We start from the raw sequence: 19,422 nt of genomic DNA on the forward strand, positions 1-19,422 counted from the left end.
ATTCGTAATTTCCTTAGACATTCAAATCCACCTTTCAAGCATGTCAAAGTATTTATATTTTTTATAGTCACCTACATAGAATATCAGATGAAAAGAGAATTTCAAATCGTAACACATTGAAGCTCGCTATTTCATAAAGATAAATATAGACAACTTGTGAACATCCTGAAGCGCTTTCATTATTATGGAATTTCTTGATAATATATAGGAAAGAATAATGACTTGAGGTGAGTATATGAACGTATATATGACAACAGGAACGTATGATTTTTTAAAGATGAAAAAGAACAAACATCCAAATGAAAAAATCTTTTTAATGCAAAATCCTCAAAACACTTTGCTATTGCATGAAACATCCGGCAAAACGGTCTTTGCATCACCGCGCCGCTATGAGGTCGTGGAAGGAAAAGGGGAATTACAGGACCGAGGTTTTGTTGTCATGAATAATATTCCTGTTACCGAAGAAGGGCGGCCGAACTTAGAGTATCAGTTTAAAAACCGAGCAGGCTTAATTGAGAAAGAACCAGGCTTTATGGCTATGCGAGTTTTACGTCCTATTAAATCAGATACGTATGTCATTTTAACGGTATGGGAAAAGGAAAGCGATTTCGATAAGTGGACACGTTCTCAGTCCTTTAAAGAAGCACATAATACCGAAAAACCAAAACCAACTTCTACTGGGCACCTCTTTTCTGGCGCACCTTACATTACAAAGTATTCTATGGTTTCGAAAGACAAGGAATAAAGTAAAACTTCCATCTAAATAAAGGTATTTACAGGTTGGACACAACTAACCTGTAAATACCTTATTTTTTAAATAGAGCAAAAAATAATATTGTATTCTACACTTGAACTTGTTCATCAAGTTCGATGAAATAGTGATCCTTACGATAGGACACTGCCTCCATGGTTGCTATCAGATTTTCCTCATGTAAGATGTCGATTCGGTAGAACCCTGTACGATAGTTTCGTTTTACTTCTGTTGCACGGGCAACTATCTGATCTCCAGGTTTAGCTGATTCAATAAATTGAATAGTTGTCGAGAGTCCTAAGGATGTCTTTCCATATGCATTACAGGCTACCGAAAAAGCGTGGTCTGCTAAAGCATAAATAACTGCTCCATGAACAGTCCCATATGCATTTACCATATGACTTTGCACTTCTAACATTGCTTCTGCAAAACCAGCCTCAAATTTTGTTAACTCAATTCCTAATGACTGCGCATACGGATCATTTTTTACTTGCTTCAAAATTTGTTCATGATGTTTTTCATAAATTTGTTCCTCATCAATTTTCTTCTTCACTCTAGAAACCTCCCTTTATTTCACTGAACCTATTTCACTTATATTTACAAATTATACAAAAATATGTCAAACGTTTAGCTCATAAGACACTTTCTTTCATAGTTAAAGAGGATAGACGCCCTCATTCGACATCGTATCCTCTTCTAATTATCGGTTTACCTTTCTTGAGCAATCAATCGAATACGATAGCAATTCATCGCCGTTTCCCCTAACTGGTCAATGAGTTGACGATTCGCATATGCTCCTACTACCGCTCCGATTCCTGGAATGAGCTGAAACATCTTCACTAAATCAATATGATCCCGATATTCCTGCTGCAGCACTTGCCAATCAATATCGGTTACTTCGCCCCATCGCTCAATAACTTGGAGGGTTTCAGCTCTTTTTTCATCGCTGCAAAAAGCAAGCTGAAATACATATAAAATAAATAATCGCTCTTCATATTGTTTCGCATCAAAACCATATAAACGAGCGATTTCAAATAATAATTTCATTTTAATACTGAGCAGCAAAGGAAAATCAGCTAACCCTAGGAACAAACCGCCAGCTCCCGTTCCAGCCCCCTCTACGACCGCCGTTTTCCGATACGTCGAAATCGTCTCCTTCACCCATTCTTCCTTTTGTTGAAGAGGTAACAGGTCTACCTGTTTCTCTTTTGAAATATAAGAAGAGCCTGATAGCACCCCTTCAACAAGTCCTTTGATACTTTCCGTTATAACTCGATGTACTTTTTCAGGGATATATTGATTAATTTTTCCTTGTGTTTTTTTCGAAATGCGTTCAAATGTACTCGGCTTATGAAACATTTTCTTTTTCCAAGCGATTACTTCTTGCCATACTTCTTGTTCATAGCGTTCCATTGTTACTCCCTCCATTCATTCCTGCTTGAACTTACAGAGTTAAAAAAAGCCCTCGCCCGGCAGCGAAGGCATAAAGAACCTTATTTCCTAAATCTATATCTCTTATGAATAAATTATGTTTTTCCCTTATTAACATCCTAACATATCAGCCTATGTAACTCTTCTCCAAAAGGCTTGATACTTTACTCTTTGAAGCTAATTCGCAAGCAAACTCAACGAGATTATGCTCCTTCTCTTTGTGAGTCAACTATTCTTTCATTCTTACGTTTACGACTAGCCAGTTGTTTGTACACAGGAATGGTTATGACGACTATGATGCCACAAATGATATAAAGCATCGAATAGCCAAGATAGGATGAAATAATCCCTAACACGAATGCACCTGCAGCCATCCCAGAATCAAACAATGTGAAGAAAGTCGATGTAGCATGACTGCTTCGATGTTTCTCAGCAGATTGGATCGCCAGCGTTTGAAAACAAGGTACGATTGATCCATAGCCCATCCCTATCAGCGCTCCAGCTATAAGCAACATTGTTACTGAATGCATACTACTTAATACGAATAAGCCGATTGCAAAGAAAATGAAGGAAGGGTAGATCACATAGTTCGGTCCTCGTCGATCATAGAGTCGACCGGTAAACGGACGAACAAGAATCATTGCTGAAGCAAAGATAACAAAGAATAAACTTACATATTCAAATACACCCTCGCCTTCTGCATAAACAGAAATAAAAGACATAATACTTGAATAAGCAATGCCCATAAATACGGTAATAACGGCAATCGGAATGGCTTTCTTCTCAAAAAAATCCGAAACATTAAAGCCAAGTTTAATATTTTTACGTTCTTCCGGTGTTAAATCTGCTTCCTTCACCTTCGCAAGTAAGGCAAAACCCATCGCCGCCGCAGCACAAAACGTACAGCAGTATAAAATCGAAGTAAAATCCGCATGATTCATTAAATAAATACCGACAAATGGACCGATTGCGGTTGAGGCTGTTGTGCTCAGCGAATAATAGCCTGTTCCTTCTCCACGACGACTAGTTGGAATGGCATCCATCACCGTCGTTGTCATTGCGGTATTAGCAAAGCCGAAGCCGACACCATGGATAAAACGAACTACAAATAATAATGCGAGATTATCAACGAAGAAATATAAAAGCATCGCAAGAAAGAATAGCAATAAGCTGCTATACATCATCTTTTTACGACCCACTTTTTCAACCAATTTACCGGCAACTAAGCGTGCGAGCAGGGCCCCGATAATAAAAATACTTGAAGCAAGACCACCTTGACTTTGAGAAGCACTAAATTGTTGAATCGTATAAAGTGTCACCGTAGTCATCAGCGTATAAAACGCTAGGCCAACAAAGAAGTTGGAACCAATAAATAATACAAAATCTTTCGTCCATAATTTTGAAGATTGCAATCCATTCAGCTCTTTTCCATACATAATTACTCAGATAACTATACACGAAAATTAAAGGAAATGGCGACTTTTCAGGATAAATTTTATCGTTTTAGGCGAGAAGACTCCCACTTCAAATTTTTTTTAGAAATTTAAGTGGCGAGTAGTTCAAGATCTCCACACTCATCCTCATAACCTGTACATCTTCAAAATTTACACAAAACCTACACACACGAAGTATCCTCATAATTATTATGGACTATTGATTAAATGCCCAATTTCACTAGGACACCCTCCCAATTATCCCTACCTTGAATACATTGTAGAAGTGATTGCGAGGTGATTCTTATCAACGGTTTATACATGGATACCCCCTCCCTTAGAAGCCAACTTAATCACTGGGAAAGAACAGCCTTAGAACTGTTTGAAATAAAAATGACCGATAAACAGAAACCGTTCCCTTGTATACCAGCTACAATAGGTTTTTCTTTAAACCAACTACGTTATGGTTTTATAGGAGATCCGAGGGAAGACACAACATTATATGAGCTCACTAAACTACTAAATGATTTCACCCAAGTTTCAAGACAATTGGGCAGTTATACTTCCCTCATTGTATTTTATGAGACACCACAGGATATGAAGGAAACGTACCAAGTTGAACAATATGAACAGATATTTTGGCAACAACTAAGCGGGTTAAGCGAAATTGACCTTATAGATTGGCCAAAGGCTATACCAACCGATCCACATAATCCTATTTGGGAGTTTTGTTATCACGGAGAACCCTATTTTGTGTATTGTGCAACCCCTGCTCATGAGAATCGAAAAAGCAGGCAGTTTGATTTCATGATGCTCGCTATTACACCTAGGTGGGTATTGCAGGAATTTAATAAATCTCATTCCTATGCTGAACGGATAAAAAAGAAGATACGAAATAGATTAAAAAATTATGACTCCATCACCATTCATCCTCATCTAAACAGCTATGGTCAAGAAGATAACTATGAGTGGAAACAATACTTTTTAAGAGATGATGATACATCGTTGTCAAAGTGCCCTTATCACAGTTTTCTAAAATTCTTAAAGCTACGTGACTAAGCCATAAAAAATCGAGTAAGAAGTTTTTTAATCTTCTCTTTGAACCCTAATATCAATAACAAACAGTCCCCCTGTACTTTCGGACAGGGGGACTGTTTGTTATTGCTCATTCATTTATAGTTTTTCGTATATTAAATCACTCGAACTGTAACGATACCTTCAATTTGGCCAATTTTTTCTTGTAGGCTAGGAATGATATCACCATTAACTTCATTGTCAATGTCAATCATTGTATACGCGTACTCTCCACGGCTTCTGTTAACCATGTCAGCAATGTTCAAATTATCACTTGATAGAGCTAATGTGATTTGCCCAACCATGTTTGGAACGTTTTTGTGGAAAGCTGCCACACGTCGTTTTCCAGTGTAAGGAAGAGAAGCATTTGGGAAATTCACTGAGTTTTTAATGTTTCCTGTTTCTAAAAATTCCTTCACTTGGCGAGCTGCCATAATCGCACAGTTTTCTTCTGATTCTGCTGTAGAAGCACCAAGATGTGGAATTGGAATTGTATTTTTCATTTTCAATACAGTCTCATTTGGGAAGTCTGTAATATACTTGCCAACTTTTTCGCTTTCAAGTGCCACTTCCATATCCGCTTCATTCACAAGCTCACCGCGTGAGAAGTTCAAAATATGAACACCTGGCTTCATGATACTGAATGTTGCTTCGTTAAACATTCCTCTTGTGTCATCAGTTAAAGGAACATGTACAGTGATATAATCAGAATTAGCAAACAGTTGTTCAATCGTCATAGCACGTTGCACATTGCGAGATAAGTTCCAAGCAGTATCAACAGAGATGAATGGATCAAACCCGATTACATCCATACCTAAATTAAGAGCATCATTTGCTACAAGCGCACCGATTGCACCTAGACCAATTACCCCTAAAGTTTTCCCTTTAATTTCTTTACCTACGAATTGTTTCTTTCCTGCTTCTACAAGCTTTGGAACTTGCTCGCCTTCACCTGCTAATGTTTTTGTCCAAGTTACACCATCAAAAAGGTTACGAGATGAAGCCATTAATAAAGTTAATACGATTTCTTTTACAGCGTTAGCATTTGCACCTGGAGTATTAAACACAACGATTCCTTGCTCTGTGCATTTTTCAACCGGAATATTATTAACACCAGCTCCAGCTCGTGCGATAGCCTTTAAATTATCCCCGAATTCCATTGTGTGCATGTTAAAACTACGAACAACAACAGCATCAGGATTTTCATTATTATCATCAAGCTTATAGTTGTCTGTATTGAATACGTTTAACCCAGCTTCTGCAATATTATTTAACGTTTTGATTGTGTTCACTTTATCTAAAATTACTGTGCTCATTCTGTCGTCTCCTCTTTCATGTTTGATAGTTTTCAAATTCCTACTCTAATATTAACAAAATTTTAAGCAAGTGACTTACTATCGATTAAATTTTTTGAAAATTTTTTGTTTACTACAATAAGAAATTTACAATCAATATTGACTATCCCTCCTAGTAAACAGAAAGAGGTAAGGAACTCTGCTACACTTTCCTTACCTCTGCCCAGGCGAACGGCTACGACACTATGTGCTCCCTCGCGGTTATCCGCGTTTCGCCAGTCACACATAGCCTTTTCATTTGCCTTTATTCTATCGAATTCTTTATTAATTTTCAACCTTAAAAATGTTTCCATATGAATTTTTTTCAGATTAGCCCATAAATAAATTGTTCTCAATATTTAACTTCAATTATTTTCCTAGAAAATTATTCTAACAAAAACCTTCTTCAGAATTAGCTACACAGCACAGAGACATTAATTCATTGTTTGCTGCAATGATTGATTGATTTTCCCCCTTTTATTTTTCTTCATCCGACCTGTTAGTTTTTTTCAAGTAATAAGTCAAAATGACAAACACAGCCATTATCAAGCCATCAACAAGGTAACTTCGTGCCAATCACATCCGTCGTAAAACGATAGGATAATAATTAGAGTTTAGTAGAGGTTGGTGAAAGTGAAAATTTATTATAAAAGATTTTATAAGGAATGACCGAATCCAAATCAACTAGTTCTTTCTCATTAGCACGCCAGGTTAATTAGATGAATAGCATTTTAACTAAAAAGAGAATATAAACATAACTGTTCCCATGTATTTTGAGGCACAAATTTATTAGTACGAAATAAAAAAGGAGCAATTAGTATGAGCGAAACCTCTAAATCTGTCTCTACTAAATCCCCCTCCCTCATAAGACAAGCTTTAACCGTTAATAGGAAACCGTTTCCATGGGTAAAGGCCTTTTGTGCAGGATTAGCGGCATCCCTTCCCGTTATTATTGGGTTATTATTTGGAAATTTAGAATATGGGTTGTTAGCTGGAATGGGGGGCTTTACTTATCTATACGTATTTAATATCCCCTATGCACAAAGAGCTAAAAAGCTATTTTTTGTTGTACTTGGCATAACTTTGGCCTCTGCACTAGGGACCCTGGCTGCTCCTTATCCATCTGCAATAGCCATTTTAATGGGGATTATTGGAGCAACAGCTATTTTTATTTTTGGAGCTTTAAGAATTATCGGCCCCTCTGCCATCTTTTTCGTTTTAGTTTTTGCTATGACAACCGGTATGCCCGTTAATCCAGAGCTTGCTCCGTTACGTGCTGGTCTTGTTTTTCTCGGTGGAACCCTATCATGGGTGATCGCCATGATAGGGTGGTTCTTTGACCCCCAGGGGCCGGAAACAAGTGTAGTAAAAAGAGTATATGCAGAACTGGCAGCACTTCTCGATTCAGTTGGTACAGATACATTTAATGAGGCAAGACATCGGGTTATGTCCGTTTTAAAGGAGGCAGAAGAAACACTTGTAGCAGGGTATATTCCTTGGAAAAATACTGACCTATTTAATCGATTGTATATATTAAATGGTCATGCAAATACGATGTTTTTGTACATACTTGAAAATTTTTCAGAAAATAATTCCAAAATACCATCAGAATTAGGGGAAACCGTTCGCGAAATTGCCAATTCGCTAGATCAGAAGAAAAATAAGAGGAAAGGTGTTTTCAAGAAAATTCTTCAGCCTGAAGAATTAGATGAAAAGGTCGCCCGATTATTCACAAAAATATTTGATGCGGATGCTACCTTGAATGAGCCGACATCCAAGATTAATCAAGCCATTCGCATGTACAAACCGTCACTCAAGACCATTTTTTTAGGTGCCTTTGATAAAAACTCTATTGTTTTTATTACCGCTGTACGGTTCGGCGTTGTTACCATTATCGCCGCTCTTATAGCTTATCATTTTGGATTTACACGATCCTATTGGATACCGTTATCCTGTGTAGCCGTTATGTCAGGTTCTACGATTGTCGCTACCTATCATCGTGCAATTCAAAGAGGAATCGGAACAATTCTAGGTATTCTAATTGCAAGTTTGATTCTTGCAACTCATCCTGCTGGATTCGTTATCGCTTTATTGATTCTGCTGTTAACATTTATTACAGAGCTATTTATTGTAAAAAATTATGGCCTTGCCGCATTATTCTTTACACCAAATGCTTTGCTGATGGCTGAAAGTACGAGTCAAAGCAGCTTTAGCTTTTCCTATTTTGCCTCAGCCAGATTAATTGATATTCTAATCGGAAGCGTGATTGGGCTTATTGGAGTATTATTGATAGGCAGACGTTCTGCTTCTAGTCGCCTCCCCCATTTAATAACGAAAACAATCCGGAGCCAGGCGCAATTTTTATTCATCCTTTTCTCAGACCAAGGAAATGGTTTTAATGCTAGAAAAAGTAGGGAACAAATGAAAATGCGAACAAACTTAATTACCTTAAAAACGTTATACAGTACAGCTGCAGGAGAAATTCCAGTCAATAAAAAAGCATTGGAATATTATTGGCCAGTCATATTCTCCATCGAGCAATTAGGATATTTACTAGAAAATGGTTCAAGAATGGACAAGCGTCCTATTCTTGCGGATGAAACACTTGCTCAATTTCTTTATGTTTTTGAAACGATGGCTAATGCTACTGATCGAAAACAGGCACCATTTATAAAAAGGGTTCCTGAGATAGAAGGGTTTCCAAGCATACAACATGAGATCATAACCTTGCAAAAATCGCTTCAAATAAATGAAAAAGTTCCCGTATAAAAAGAGCAGAACCAAGTGTGAGCTGCTCTTTTTACAACATTTATTATTCCTTCTATTAACATTCATAGTAATGAGCGCAAAGCCAGCATCATAAAAGATTTGTTAGGGTATTACTCCCGAAAACTCTCTTCTTAATACTTCTTTTTCATTCTGATTCTGACATATAAAAGAGGCAGCAATAAGGATTCTTTCCCCTTGCTCTTCAAATTAATCAATTTTCACTTCACAAAGAATAGTATCCATGATTAATATGAAGAATACCTTTCACTCTAGTTATAGCAACGTTTTTTATTTACTACTACCAACAGCAAAAATAGCGACTTGGTCATTCAAGTATTGTTCGAGCACGATTATTACAGCTTTCTTATATATAGCAAATCAGCAACTGGCAATGCCAATGCACGCTCACATAAATCCGCTTTTAATTGCTCATTTGCCTCACTCTCAGCTTCAGTTAATGTCCCTTCGCGGCCTTTTTTCAAATACTCGTAAAATACTTGAGGAAGAAAATCTTCCTTCAATGTGATTTCAACAGCCGAGCCATTACTTGCAGTAATCACATAGGCATATGATTGTGGTCGATATGGATCATACTGCCCCTGTGGATAAGAAGTATCTACCTGATAGGCTTGACGTGTCACCACACGAGTGACAAACTCAAATACGTCACGAAAGCCAGGACCTGCATGTCCGGACAGAATGGATATATCCTTTCTCTCAGGCACTTCCTCACCAAATAATTCAGCAAAAGCTGCTTGTAACGTACGGAACCCAACCCCAAGCGCCATTAGAGCTAAACTGCCATGATATTTTCTGATGTCTGAAAAGCTAATCTCCAGAATCTCCTTACGATCACGAATACGAATAACTGACATGATATCCCCCCTAGTTGATGACTGTTAGCATATCATAATTAATAATGATTATCAATATCGTTCGATTTTTACTTTTTTTAAATTCCATTACCCAAAACCGCTTCTCCTAGTAAACGATAGGAATTAATTTTGTCTTCAAAACGATGTGTTGTCGTAGTAATCATTATTTCATCTGTTTCATATTCTTTTTGCAGAGCTTGAAACCTTTCTTGTATTTGTTCTGGAGTGCCGATTAACATTTTTTGTTCCATTTGCTTTTTAACTTGTTTTTCTTCGGAAGATAATATCTCTTTCTTTGCTTCTCCAACAGATGGAATGTATGCTCCTTTTCCTTTAACGCTCCGAATTTTCCAAATAGATGAACTTAAAGCTAGCTCCCTTGCTCTCTCTTCTGTTTCCGCACAAATAGCTGTCACTGTGAGCAATGTTTTCGGAGAGGCCAACATACGTGACTTTTTAAAATTCTCTCTGTAGCTTTTCATACTCTCCTTACCATCCGCTTCACTCATAAATTCTCCAAACGCATACGCCACCCCATTTTCAGCTGCAAGCATGGCACTTTTTTTACTCGTTCCAAGCATCCATATTTCAGGCGGGACATCTGGAACTGGTGCTGGTTTTATATTGGAAAATGCATGTGAGTCAGGAAAATCATCATGAAGAAATTGAATTAATTCAGCAACTAGCTCTGGCATTTTCCACACATTTTCAAGAAAGTTATTCGCTAGCGCCATTGATGCTTGTGCTGCTCCTCCAGGTGCTCGTCCAATTCCAAGGTCAATTCGATTTGGAAAAAGTGTAGCCAATGTATTGAACGTTTCTGCCACTTTATACGGCCTATAGTAAGGTAATAAAAGCGCTCCGCTTCCAAGCTTTATTTTTTCAGTATGAGCACCAATCACTCCTAACAAAATTTCTGGTGCAGAACTCGCGAGTCCGCTTAAATCATGATGCTCTGTCAACCAATAACGAGTGTAGCCAAACTTCTCACCTGCTTGTGCTAATTGAATCGATTGCTGCAAAGCTTCTTTCGCAGAAAGTCCTTCAGAAATTGGGGATTGATCAAGAATACTGAGCTTCAAACTACATCCCTTCCTTCATCATTATGTAATAACTATGCTATAGTATTCGGATCCATCTGTCGCTTGATTCGCTTGAACATGCATGAAAAATGCTTTTCGAGAAAAACTAGAGAGGAATTATAGAAAGGAGCGAAGAAATATGAGTCGAGGTCAGCATTATAATCATAAGAAAAAAGGGCACCCTGGAAACCTCCCTAAAAATAGCGTAGTCGAAGGAAAAAATCATATCGAACCTGGTAAACCGATTGAAAATATTATTCCGGAAGAAGCATTTAAAAATCGAGTGAATGAAGAGTAGCCCGTTCTGTTTTCACAGAAAACATCAGAAATCGCAAAAAGCTTGAGGAAATTTCACTCAAGCTTTTTAAACATTTTTCAAATAAAAAATTCACGAATTTATGCTTCTAATTTCAGTAACAGCTGCTACTACCATCGGAATCCAGCTCATCCTTATTCTTATGTCCCTTTAAAAAAAGTCTCTATATTCTTCTACATGCATTTGTTGTAAAGCATGCTTTTGAACTTCTCCAATTGAAGTACGAGGAAATTCATCAATAATTTCAATAATATCTGGAACTTTAAATTTAGCTAATCGTAAACGGCAGTAGTGCATAAGCTCTTCTTTTAATACCTCATGATTCTGCCGCAAAACAACATAGGCTTTCATCCCTTCATCACGAATCTTATCAGGAATACCAACTACTGCAGCTTCATATACACTTGGATGTTCTTCAATAACACTTTCTACCTCGCTTGCAGAAACATTTTGTCCAGAGCGTTTAATCATGTCTTTTTCCTCCTTCATATAGTTTCACCTTCACTAAATAAAGTGCTTATATTTTTAAACTAAGCCTCTTTAATAAACTGAAAATTCCAAAAATATGTCCTTTAAACTATTTTAATTCACATATAAATAACAGTCAATTTTTGGATTCCATGTATGTATCTATACTATTTCAAGAAGAAGATTAGAATAACTCGTTCTGTATATTAAAAGGACAAATAGCTTAAAAGGACTGTCGAGTTTCTCGACAGTCCAACATTCATATAACATTCTCTTCAATCACTCACCAAACTGCCATACACTATGACTCAAATTTCCATAACGATAGCTTCGATGAAGTAATGTAGCTTTTTGTTGATTATGAGCTGCCCCCATCGCATAAAAAAGAGGAATAAAGTGTTCTTTGCCATATAACGGCACAGCCAGCTTTGCTGATGGAGCTAACGAATGGTACTGAAAAAGAGACTCAACATCCCAATTATTCAAATGCTCTTCCAGCCACTTGTCGAAATCGAGAGCCCATTGATCAGTTTGATTTTCTCCCGCCATATTCACCATTCCTAAATTATGTACGGTACCTCCACTCCCAATAATTAAAATATCTTTTTCTCTCAATGCAGACAGAGAGTGACCAATTTTATATTGCTCCTCTGGTGAAAGATGTGGATTAACAGACATAGAAATAACCGGTATATCAGCATCTGGATAAAGCATTCTAAGAACAACCCAAGCCCCATGATCTAATCCACGGCTTGTTTCTACTTCATAAGGTATACCCTGGTCCGCAAACAGTTCTTTAATTTCCTCTGAAAGCTGCTCGTTTCCTTTTGCAGGATATTGAATACGATATAATGCTTCAGGAAAGCCACCGAAATCATAGATTGTTTCATATTCGTTCACTTGGCTTACCCTTTGCACCGAAGCCTCCCAATGAGCTGAAAATAAAACAACGGCTTTCGGTCTCGGTAATGTACGACCTAGTTGATGTAAAAATTGTGTATACTCATTATTCTCAATCGCTAACAACGGTGCCCCGTGAGCGATAAAAAAAGATGGGAACATATTTATTCCTCCTTATTTCCTAATTCATGATGTAACCATTGCATAAAGTCTTGATAATTTTGCTGAGATACAGTATGACCTTCTGGATAAGCATGAAAAGCTACATTTGCACCTAACTGTTTAAAATACTCATCATTCGCTTTTCCCCATTCAAATGGTAATACTTGATCAAATTCACCATGCGAAATAAAAATAGATAACTGCTTAACAGACTGAATTGAATACTCATTCTTTACGAACTCAGGAATGTATCCACTAAGTGCCACAATCCCTTTAATGTGATCTCCAAGTGTCAAACCTAATGTCATGGAAAGAATGGCTCCTTGACTAAAGCCTAATAAGTACAATTGACTTCGATCTATCGGGTACTTGTCACATGCATAATCAATAAAATTGGTAATGCGCTTAACTGCGTCATCAAAAACAGATCGATGCGGTCTGCCAAATCCCTCAATTGTAAAAAATGCATAACCTGGCGGCTGTGTTAGATGACCTCGAATACTAAAGATATAACATGAGCTTTCCAAGCCACCCGTAAGTGACAGTAAATCTTGTTCATTACTTCCCATTCCATGCATTAAAAATAAGGCAGGATATGTTTTACCTGGCTCAACCTGTTTTGGTTTACGAAGTTCATACATCATTGGTGTTTGCATGACTTTATCATTCCTTTATTATATTTTTTCTATTATAGTATTGCCTCATTATAACACTATTTATTTTCAACTTAGTATATAAAAGTTAGTAAAATAACAGAAAAAGTAACTGAATACACTTTCGAAAACATAACCAATTAAAAAATCCATCCAATCGACTAGTAATTGGGATGGATTCAATAGGGGTAAATTGTACAAAATTATTAAATTTATAGAGTAGCTTGAAGTAAATGAGACTGATTCGGAATATGACTAGCCACTTCTTTTCCAATTTCAATCGAAGCTGTCGCAGCAGGTGATGGTGCATTACATACGTGAATCGTACGTTTCCCCACAATAATATGAAAATCATCTACCATATTCCCGTCATCTCTTAAAGCTTGGGCACGAACGCCTGCGGGTGCTGGAATTAAATCCTCTTCTTGAATTTCGGGAATCAATTCTTGCAAGCTCTTTGTAAATTGCTTTTTGCTAAAGGAGCGGACATATTCATCTAGTCCTTCTTTCATGAACTTACCAGCTAACTTCCAAAAGCCTCCGTAGCGAAGTACCTCAGCTAAATCTCTTGCATCAAAATCTGTTTTTTTATAGCCTTCACGTTTAAAACTAAGCACTGCATTGGGTCCAGCGTCTACTTCCCCACTAATCATCCTTGTAAAATGCACACCCAGAAACGGAAATTTAGGGTTGGGTACAGGATAAATTAAATTTTTGACAAGATATCGTTTTTCTGGCTTTAATTTATAATATTCTCCACGAAACGGTACAATTTTCATATCTGTTTTGTAGCCAGCTGCCGCTGCCACGCGATCACTATGGAGACCAGCGCAGTTAATCACCATCCGCGCTTTAAATGTGCCGCGACTCGTTTCAATCGTTACATTATCCGATTCCTCATGGATTTTTTCTACTTTTGTATTAAGTTGAATCTCTCCCCCTTGTTCACGAATAATATCAGCAAATTTTTCGCTGACCTGTCGATAATTCACAATACCTGCCTGGGGAACGCGAATCGCACTCAGTCCATTTACATGTGGTTCAATTTCTTTTAATTCATCCATAGAAATTTTTTGGATGTTTAATTTATTTTCCAGACCACGTTTATATAACTTATCAAGAAGGGGTAATTCCTCCTCTTTTGTCGCAACAATCACTTTTCCACAAATATCATGTTGAATTCCATGAGTCTGGCAAAACTTCGTCATGGATTGACTTCCCTGTCTCGCAAATCTTGCTTTAAAACTTCCTGGTTGATAATAGATGCCAGAGTGAATGACACCACTATTATGACCTGTTTGATGTTCTGCTACAGCTGATTCCTTCTCAATAACCATCACCTTCGAATTTGGAAACCTCTCATAAATAGCCATTCCTGTTGATAAACCAACAATACCGCCACCTACAATTGCAAAATCATACATAGTCAATACCCCCATTTATTCTGACTTTGTACTATTCAACCTCTCCATATATTCAATTAAATTATTTTTTGTTCGTAAAATATGATACTCAACTGCAGCCCGTAGCTCTTTTGGGTCTCCGCGTCGTACAGCTTCGTAAATCAATCGATGTTCACGTTGCGTTTCCTTGTGATAATCGATTAACAGATTGGGTGCAATCGGTGAAATACCAAGCGTTTCAACCATTTTATGAACCCGTAACCATGGACATCCCTTCCTAAGGGTCTCATGAAACAATGCATTCAATTGAATGTACTGATCATTTGTTTCATCGCATAATTCAATTCCTTCCATTTGCAATAGAATCTCTTCCAACTCATTTTTATCCTGTTCAGTTAAAAATGGCAATGACTTCTCAATGGCTAATCCCTCTAGCATAGCACGAGTATCATAGATTTCTTCAATATGATCCCGCGTAATAGGCGTGACCACTGCTCCTTTATGCGGGACCATTTCAACAAGTCCTTCCATTTGTAACCGTGTTAACGCTTCTCGAATCGGCATCCGGCTGACATTTAGCCGCTCTGCCCATTCTTCCTGAATAAGCCGTTCTCCTTCTTTCAGTGTTCCTACTAAAATAGCTTGCCTCAGCTTTTTGGTTACTTCATTAACAACTGTGGACTTATCTTTCTTTTTACTTTCTAGCAAAGAAATCCACCTCACATTAAATTGGATACAATTTACATATTACCATGTTTATTACATTGAGTAAACCTTGAAAAATACAAAAATTGGATACAAATCAATTTAAATTGGATACAATCCGTTAGAAAATACGACATTGACACTCCCCTCTTACCTATCTATTGGTAAGTTCATTAACAAGTTAAACAGCAATGTGTTAATATATTCATACAAAACTTCCTATCTTCCTTATAAAGGAGAGTGTAAAAAACAATGCATCATCATAATCCATCTATATCTGTTTGTACAGCGATATTAACGGTCAGCGATACAAGAACAAAAGAAAATGATACAAGTGGAAAAGAAATTTATAACCTTTTAACAGAGCAACACCATATCTTACATGACTATCAAATTGTAAAAGATGAATTGTCATTGATTACTTCTACCATTCAAGACTGGTGTAAAAATCCACTGATTCAGATGATTATTATTACTGGGGGAACAGGCTTTACGCCTCGCGATGTTACATATGAAGCTGTTTCCAGTCTTCTTGATAAAGAAATGCAAGGGTTTGGAGAACTGTTTCGCTCTTTAAGTTACATAGAAATCGGTCCTAAATCGATGTTCAGCAGAGCTGTGGCTGGAAGTCTAGACGGGAAAGCCATTTATGCTCTTCCTGGCTCTACAAATGCGGTTAAGCTTGCCATGAACAAGTTAATTTTACCGACATGTCAACATTTCGTGGAGGAATTAAACCGACAATGAAAATAGCAGGTGTCATTTTAGCTGGCGGTAAGTCCTCACGTTACGGTAAACCGAAAATGTTTGAAACCTATAAAGGCAAATGCTTTTATGAACATAGTATTGATGCGCTCAAAGCCCATTCTCTTTCTCCCATTGTTATTGTCACTAATGACGATCTATTTCCTTCTTTCAAACGAGATGATGTGGAGTTTATTATTGAACATGATACAAACGCTTATCAAGGCCCGTTATTCGCTATGTATCAGGCCCTATCTAGCATAGCTGATGCTGACTGGTTTTTTGTCCTATCATGTGATATTCCTTTTGTAAATGCTGCTTTTGTTGAATATATGATTCATTTAACTAAGGATAGCAAGTATGACGCCATTGTCCCTGCTCAAGCTGATCGAATCCATCCGCTTTTGGCTTTATACCATCGCCGAAGCCTCGTTACGATGAAACAATTAGTAGATCAAAATGAAAGAAAAATCCGCTTATTTCTAGACCAAATTCGTGTACACACCATCCCCTTCTCTCATGAAGATCCAGTGTTTATTAATATTAATCGTCGCGAAGATTGGCTTACATATAAGCAAGTTTCTCAACGTAGCAAGGAGGAAAAGGACAGATGAAAAAATTATCTTTCTTATTTTTCTCAATTTTGTTGTTATCGCTCGTTATGTCTGGCTGTTCGAACAACGAGCCAAGTAAACAAACACAAGAAGCCGCTAATGAAGAAGTCACATTAACAATTTCAGCAGCCGCAAGTTTACAAGACGCTTTAACTGACATAACAGCGACTTTTGAGAAAGAACACCCCGATGTAAACATTAACTATAATTTTGGAGCTTCAGGGGCCCTACAACAACAAATCTCTCAAGGAGCACCTGTGGATCTTTTTTTCTCAGCAGCTGAGGATAAATTTGATAAGCTAGTAGAAGGAGATCTAATAGAAAAAGGAATCGACCTTCTCGGAAATGAACTTGTTTTAATCATTCCAAAATATTCCAGTAGAGGCATCGAGTCATTCGAAGATCTTACTAAAGCTAAGAAAATTTCCATCGGTACGCCTGAAACTGTACCTGCAGGAAAGTACGCTAAAGAAACGTTGGAGCATTTAAAGATATGGACAGAGGTTGAACGGAACACCGTATATGCTAAAGATGTTCGCCAAGTACTTACATATATTGAAACGAGTAATATTGATGCCGGAATTGTTTATAAAACAGATGCATTGATTTCGCCAAAGGTTGAGATTATCGCAACAGCTAATGAAAATACTCACGCACCTATTATTTATCCAGTCGGTGTAATTAAGAACAGTTCCCATCCAAAAGAAGCCCAACTTTTCTACGAATATCTTCAAAGTGAACAATCTATAAATGTTTTTAAAAAATATGGATTTAAAGGTTTAGAGTAATTAAATGGCATCAGAATTTTGGTCACCAATCAGCCTCTCCCTTGAGGTAGCGTCTGTATCCAGTATAATAGTTGTGGTTTTAGGATTAATATGTGGGAAAGTCATGGCAAATGCTACGTTCAAAGGGAAATCTGTTGTTGAAACAGTTTTCCTTTTGCCTTTAGTATTACCTCCTACTGTTGTGGGCTTTTTGTTGATTGTGCTATTTGGAAGGAACAGTCCAGTCGGACAATTGATTGAGTGGATTTTTAAACAACCGGTTATGTTTACATGGTGGGCTGCTGTTATTGCCGCTGTTGTTGTATCCTTTCCGCTTATGTATCAATCTGCTAAGGCAGGATTTGAAGCAATTGATCAAGATATTGAGAATGCAGCTCGTGTCGATGGAGCAAATGAATATAAAATATTTCTTTTTATTTCTATTCCCCTTGCACTTAAATCGATTATTTCCGGTGCAATCTTAAGTTTTGCACGCGCACTAGGTGAATTTGGAGCCACTCTAATGTTCGCTGGAAACATCCCTGGACAAACGCAAACAACTTCTACAGCCATCTATATCGCTATTGATTCAGGAAATATGGAAATGGCTTGGTTATGGGTCACAAGCATGGTTGTGATTTCATTTTTTATGTTAATCTGCGTGCGCTTAGTGAAACCTTAATCAGAAAATATAGGAGATGTCGCCTCTGATGGCTGAATTAAAATTAGTCAATGTTTATAAAATGTACGACCAGACCGTAACAGCTGTAGAAAATTTTAATCTGCATGTGAAAGATAAAGAATTTATTGTTCTGGTCGGCCCTTCAGGTTGCGGAAAATCAACAACTCTTCGCATGATAGCCGGCCTAGAGAAAATATCACAAGGCGATTTTTATATAGACGAAAGAAAAGTGAATGATGTGCCACCTAAAGATCGAGATATTGCAATGGTTTTCCAAAACTATGCATTGTATCCACATATGTCTGTGTATGACAATATCGCATTTAGCCTAAAGCTTCATAAACTTCCAAAAAACGAAATCGACCGGCGTGTACACGAAGTAGCTAATACACTTGGGATTGAGGCCTATTTGAAACGTAAACCAAAAGCTTTATCTGGAGGTCAGCGTCAGCGCGTAGCTTTAGGGCGTGCAATTGCTCGTGACGCAAAAGTGTTCTTAATGGATGAACCTTTATCAAACCTTGACGCACAGCTCCGTGTCCAAATGCGTACAGAACTGATTAAACTTCATCAACGTATACAAACAACGATGATTTATGTCACACATGACCAAACAGAAGCAATGACAATGGCTACCCGCCTTGTTGTGATGAAAGATGGTCGAATTCAGCAGGTTGGAGTTCCAAAAGACGTCTATGAAAAGCCTGAAAATGTGTTTGTAGGCGGTTTTATTGGTTCACCAGCCATGAATTTCTTAAATGGAAAGCTAGAAGAAAACAAATTTGTAATCGGCAGTATACAGATAACGGTCCCAGAACACAAAATGAACATGCTGCGTGACCAAGGGTATGTTGGAAAAGAGATTATTCTTGGTATTAGACCGGAAGATATTCATCATGAATCTACGTTTACCAACGCTGCAAAAGGGACTGCAATCCGTACCAAAGTGGAAGTCTCCGAATTCACAGGTGCTGAAACGATTATCTATTTCCAGATTGAAGGGCAAAATTTTGCAGCTCGCGTCCATTCACATATAAGCATTTCCTCTGGACAAATGTGTGATCTCGTATTCGATATGGATAAAGCCCATTTCTTTGATTGTCATACAGAATTAAGAATTCGTTTCAATCATGAGTTCACTATATAATGCATAACCCCTTCTCTCCTTAATCCTGTATATGACTACAGCTGCTCTGTTATTTCACCTTCCATAATTAGATACTTTTCATGATATTTATTTCTAATCATATCCTTATAAT

General features: G+C 37.5%; 20 protein-coding genes and 1 riboswitch. Of the genes, 9 read left to right on the forward strand and 11 right to left on the reverse strand.

The genetic code is table 11. The annotated features are described in order from the left end of the window. Positions 1-235: 235 nt before the first annotated feature. Positions 236-745 carry an antibiotic biosynthesis monooxygenase family protein gene (locus V7068_RS15120; RefSeq protein WP_499713477.1) on the forward strand — a complete coding sequence of 170 codons (510 nt, stop codon included), beginning with the start codon at positions 236-238 and terminating at the stop codon, positions 743-745. A gap of 97 nt (positions 746-842) precedes the next feature. Here V7068_RS15120 and V7068_RS15125 read toward each other — a convergent pair whose 3' ends face one another. The 3 genes from V7068_RS15125 to V7068_RS15135 form a co-directional block, all read right to left on the reverse strand. Further along, positions 843-1,304: a PaaI family thioesterase gene (locus tag V7068_RS15125; protein ID WP_499713478.1), complete on the reverse strand. Its 462-nt coding sequence runs from the start codon at positions 1,302-1,304 to the stop codon at positions 843-845. A 155-nt stretch (positions 1,305-1,459) separates the two neighbouring features. Next, positions 1,460-2,164 (reverse strand): EcsC family protein, encoded by a 705-nt coding sequence (locus V7068_RS15130; protein ID WP_499713480.1) that lies wholly within the window; start codon positions 2,162-2,164, stop codon positions 1,460-1,462. A 221-nt stretch (positions 2,165-2,385) separates the two neighbouring features. Next, complete coding sequence (locus tag V7068_RS15135) at positions 2,386-3,594, reverse strand: MFS transporter (protein ID WP_499713481.1); 1,209 nt, start codon at positions 3,592-3,594, stop codon at positions 2,386-2,388. A 342-nt stretch (positions 3,595-3,936) separates the two neighbouring features. Between V7068_RS15135 and V7068_RS15140 the strand changes: the two genes are divergently transcribed. After that, entirely contained in the window at positions 3,937-4,674 is a 738-nt protein-coding gene (locus V7068_RS15140; RefSeq protein ID WP_499713531.1) for a YqcI/YcgG family protein, read from the forward strand. Between the two features lie 131 nt (positions 4,675-4,805). Here V7068_RS15140 and V7068_RS15145 read toward each other — a convergent pair whose 3' ends face one another. Next, complete coding sequence (locus V7068_RS15145; RefSeq protein ID WP_499713482.1) at positions 4,806-6,005, reverse strand: phosphoglycerate dehydrogenase; 1,200 nt, start codon at positions 6,003-6,005, stop codon at positions 4,806-4,808. A gap of 193 nt (positions 6,006-6,198) precedes the next feature. Continuing rightward, a riboswitch (ZMP/ZTP riboswitch) is annotated at positions 6,199-6,277 on the reverse strand. A gap of 565 nt (positions 6,278-6,842) precedes the next feature. On the opposite strand from V7068_RS15145, the gene V7068_RS15150 reads away from it, so the two are divergent. Continuing rightward, the gene (locus V7068_RS15150) at positions 6,843-8,792 is read left to right on the forward strand and encodes an FUSC family protein (RefSeq protein WP_499713483.1); all 1,950 of its coding nucleotides are present in this window, start codon (positions 6,843-6,845) and stop codon (positions 8,790-8,792) included. Positions 8,793-9,145: 353 nt separating this feature from the next. On the opposite strand, the gene V7068_RS15155 is transcribed toward V7068_RS15150, so the two are convergent. Continuing rightward, positions 9,146-9,667 carry a hypothetical protein gene (locus tag V7068_RS15155; protein WP_499713485.1) on the reverse strand — a complete coding sequence of 174 codons (522 nt, stop codon included), beginning with the start codon at positions 9,665-9,667 and terminating at the stop codon, positions 9,146-9,148. Between the two features lie 77 nt (positions 9,668-9,744). Next, positions 9,745-10,749, reverse strand: a complete 1,005-nt coding sequence (locus tag V7068_RS15160) for an LLM class flavin-dependent oxidoreductase (protein ID WP_499713486.1) — start codon at positions 10,747-10,749, stop codon at positions 9,745-9,747. A 139-nt stretch (positions 10,750-10,888) separates the two neighbouring features. Here V7068_RS15160 and V7068_RS15165 point away from each other — a divergent pair, with 139 nt between their 5' ends. Then, positions 10,889-11,047, forward strand: a complete 159-nt coding sequence (locus V7068_RS15165; RefSeq protein ID WP_499713488.1) for a hypothetical protein — start codon at positions 10,889-10,891, stop codon at positions 11,045-11,047. Positions 11,048-11,215: 168 nt separating this feature from the next. On the opposite strand, the gene V7068_RS15170 is transcribed toward V7068_RS15165, so the two are convergent. The 5 genes from V7068_RS15170 to V7068_RS15190 all read right to left on the reverse strand — a co-directional run bounded on the left by V7068_RS15170 (position 11,216) and on the right by V7068_RS15190 (position 15,359). Further along, positions 11,216-11,536 (reverse strand): AMP-binding enzyme, encoded by a 321-nt coding sequence (locus V7068_RS15170; protein WP_499713489.1) that lies wholly within the window; start codon positions 11,534-11,536, stop codon positions 11,216-11,218. Positions 11,537-11,812: 276 nt separating this feature from the next. Beyond that, a complete protein-coding gene (locus V7068_RS15175; protein ID WP_499713490.1) occupies positions 11,813-12,595 on the reverse strand; it encodes a dioxygenase family protein in 783 nt (260 codons plus the stop codon). A gap of 2 nt (positions 12,596-12,597) precedes the next feature. Then, positions 12,598-13,251: an alpha/beta hydrolase gene (locus V7068_RS15180; protein WP_499713491.1), complete on the reverse strand. Its 654-nt coding sequence runs from the start codon at positions 13,249-13,251 to the stop codon at positions 12,598-12,600. 209 nt (positions 13,252-13,460) lie between these two features. Beyond that, positions 13,461-14,672, reverse strand: coding sequence for an L-2-hydroxyglutarate dehydrogenase (gene lhgD, locus V7068_RS15185; protein ID WP_499713492.1), 1,212 nt, complete (start codon positions 14,670-14,672; stop codon positions 13,461-13,463). 15 nt (positions 14,673-14,687) lie between these two features. Next, the gene (locus tag V7068_RS15190) at positions 14,688-15,359 is read right to left on the reverse strand and encodes a GntR family transcriptional regulator (RefSeq protein WP_499713494.1); all 672 of its coding nucleotides are present in this window, start codon (positions 15,357-15,359) and stop codon (positions 14,688-14,690) included. A 249-nt stretch (positions 15,360-15,608) separates the two neighbouring features. Between V7068_RS15190 and V7068_RS15195 the strand changes: the two genes are divergently transcribed. Genes V7068_RS15195 through V7068_RS15215 form a run of 5 tightly spaced genes read left to right on the forward strand, consistent with a single transcriptional unit; the run spans position 15,609 to position 19,310 of the window. Beyond that, entirely contained in the window at positions 15,609-16,103 is a 495-nt protein-coding gene (locus V7068_RS15195; RefSeq protein WP_499713495.1) for a MogA/MoaB family molybdenum cofactor biosynthesis protein, read from the forward strand. After that, positions 16,100-16,714 (forward strand): molybdenum cofactor guanylyltransferase, encoded by a 615-nt coding sequence (mobA, locus tag V7068_RS15200; protein ID WP_499713496.1) that lies wholly within the window; start codon positions 16,100-16,102, stop codon positions 16,712-16,714. Before V7068_RS15195 ends, mobA begins: the two co-directional genes overlap by 4 nt. Continuing rightward, the gene (gene modA / locus V7068_RS15205) at positions 16,711-17,502 is read left to right on the forward strand and encodes a molybdate ABC transporter substrate-binding protein (protein ID WP_499713497.1); all 792 of its coding nucleotides are present in this window, start codon (positions 16,711-16,713) and stop codon (positions 17,500-17,502) included. The genes mobA and modA overlap by 4 nt, the downstream gene beginning before the upstream one ends. A gap of 4 nt (positions 17,503-17,506) precedes the next feature. Continuing rightward, positions 17,507-18,163 carry a molybdate ABC transporter permease subunit gene (modB, locus tag V7068_RS15210; protein ID WP_127761789.1) on the forward strand — a complete coding sequence of 219 codons (657 nt, stop codon included), beginning with the start codon at positions 17,507-17,509 and terminating at the stop codon, positions 18,161-18,163. 28 nt (positions 18,164-18,191) lie between these two features. After that, positions 18,192-19,310: an ABC transporter ATP-binding protein gene (locus V7068_RS15215; RefSeq protein WP_499713498.1), complete on the forward strand. Its 1,119-nt coding sequence runs from the start codon at positions 18,192-18,194 to the stop codon at positions 19,308-19,310. The last annotated feature ends 112 nt before the right edge of the window (positions 19,311-19,422 follow it).

The sequence above is a fragment of the Bacillus sp. JJ634 genome (assembly GCF_036962285.1).
Lineage (GTDB): Bacteria > Bacillota > Bacilli > Bacillales > DSM-1321 > Peribacillus > Peribacillus asahii_A.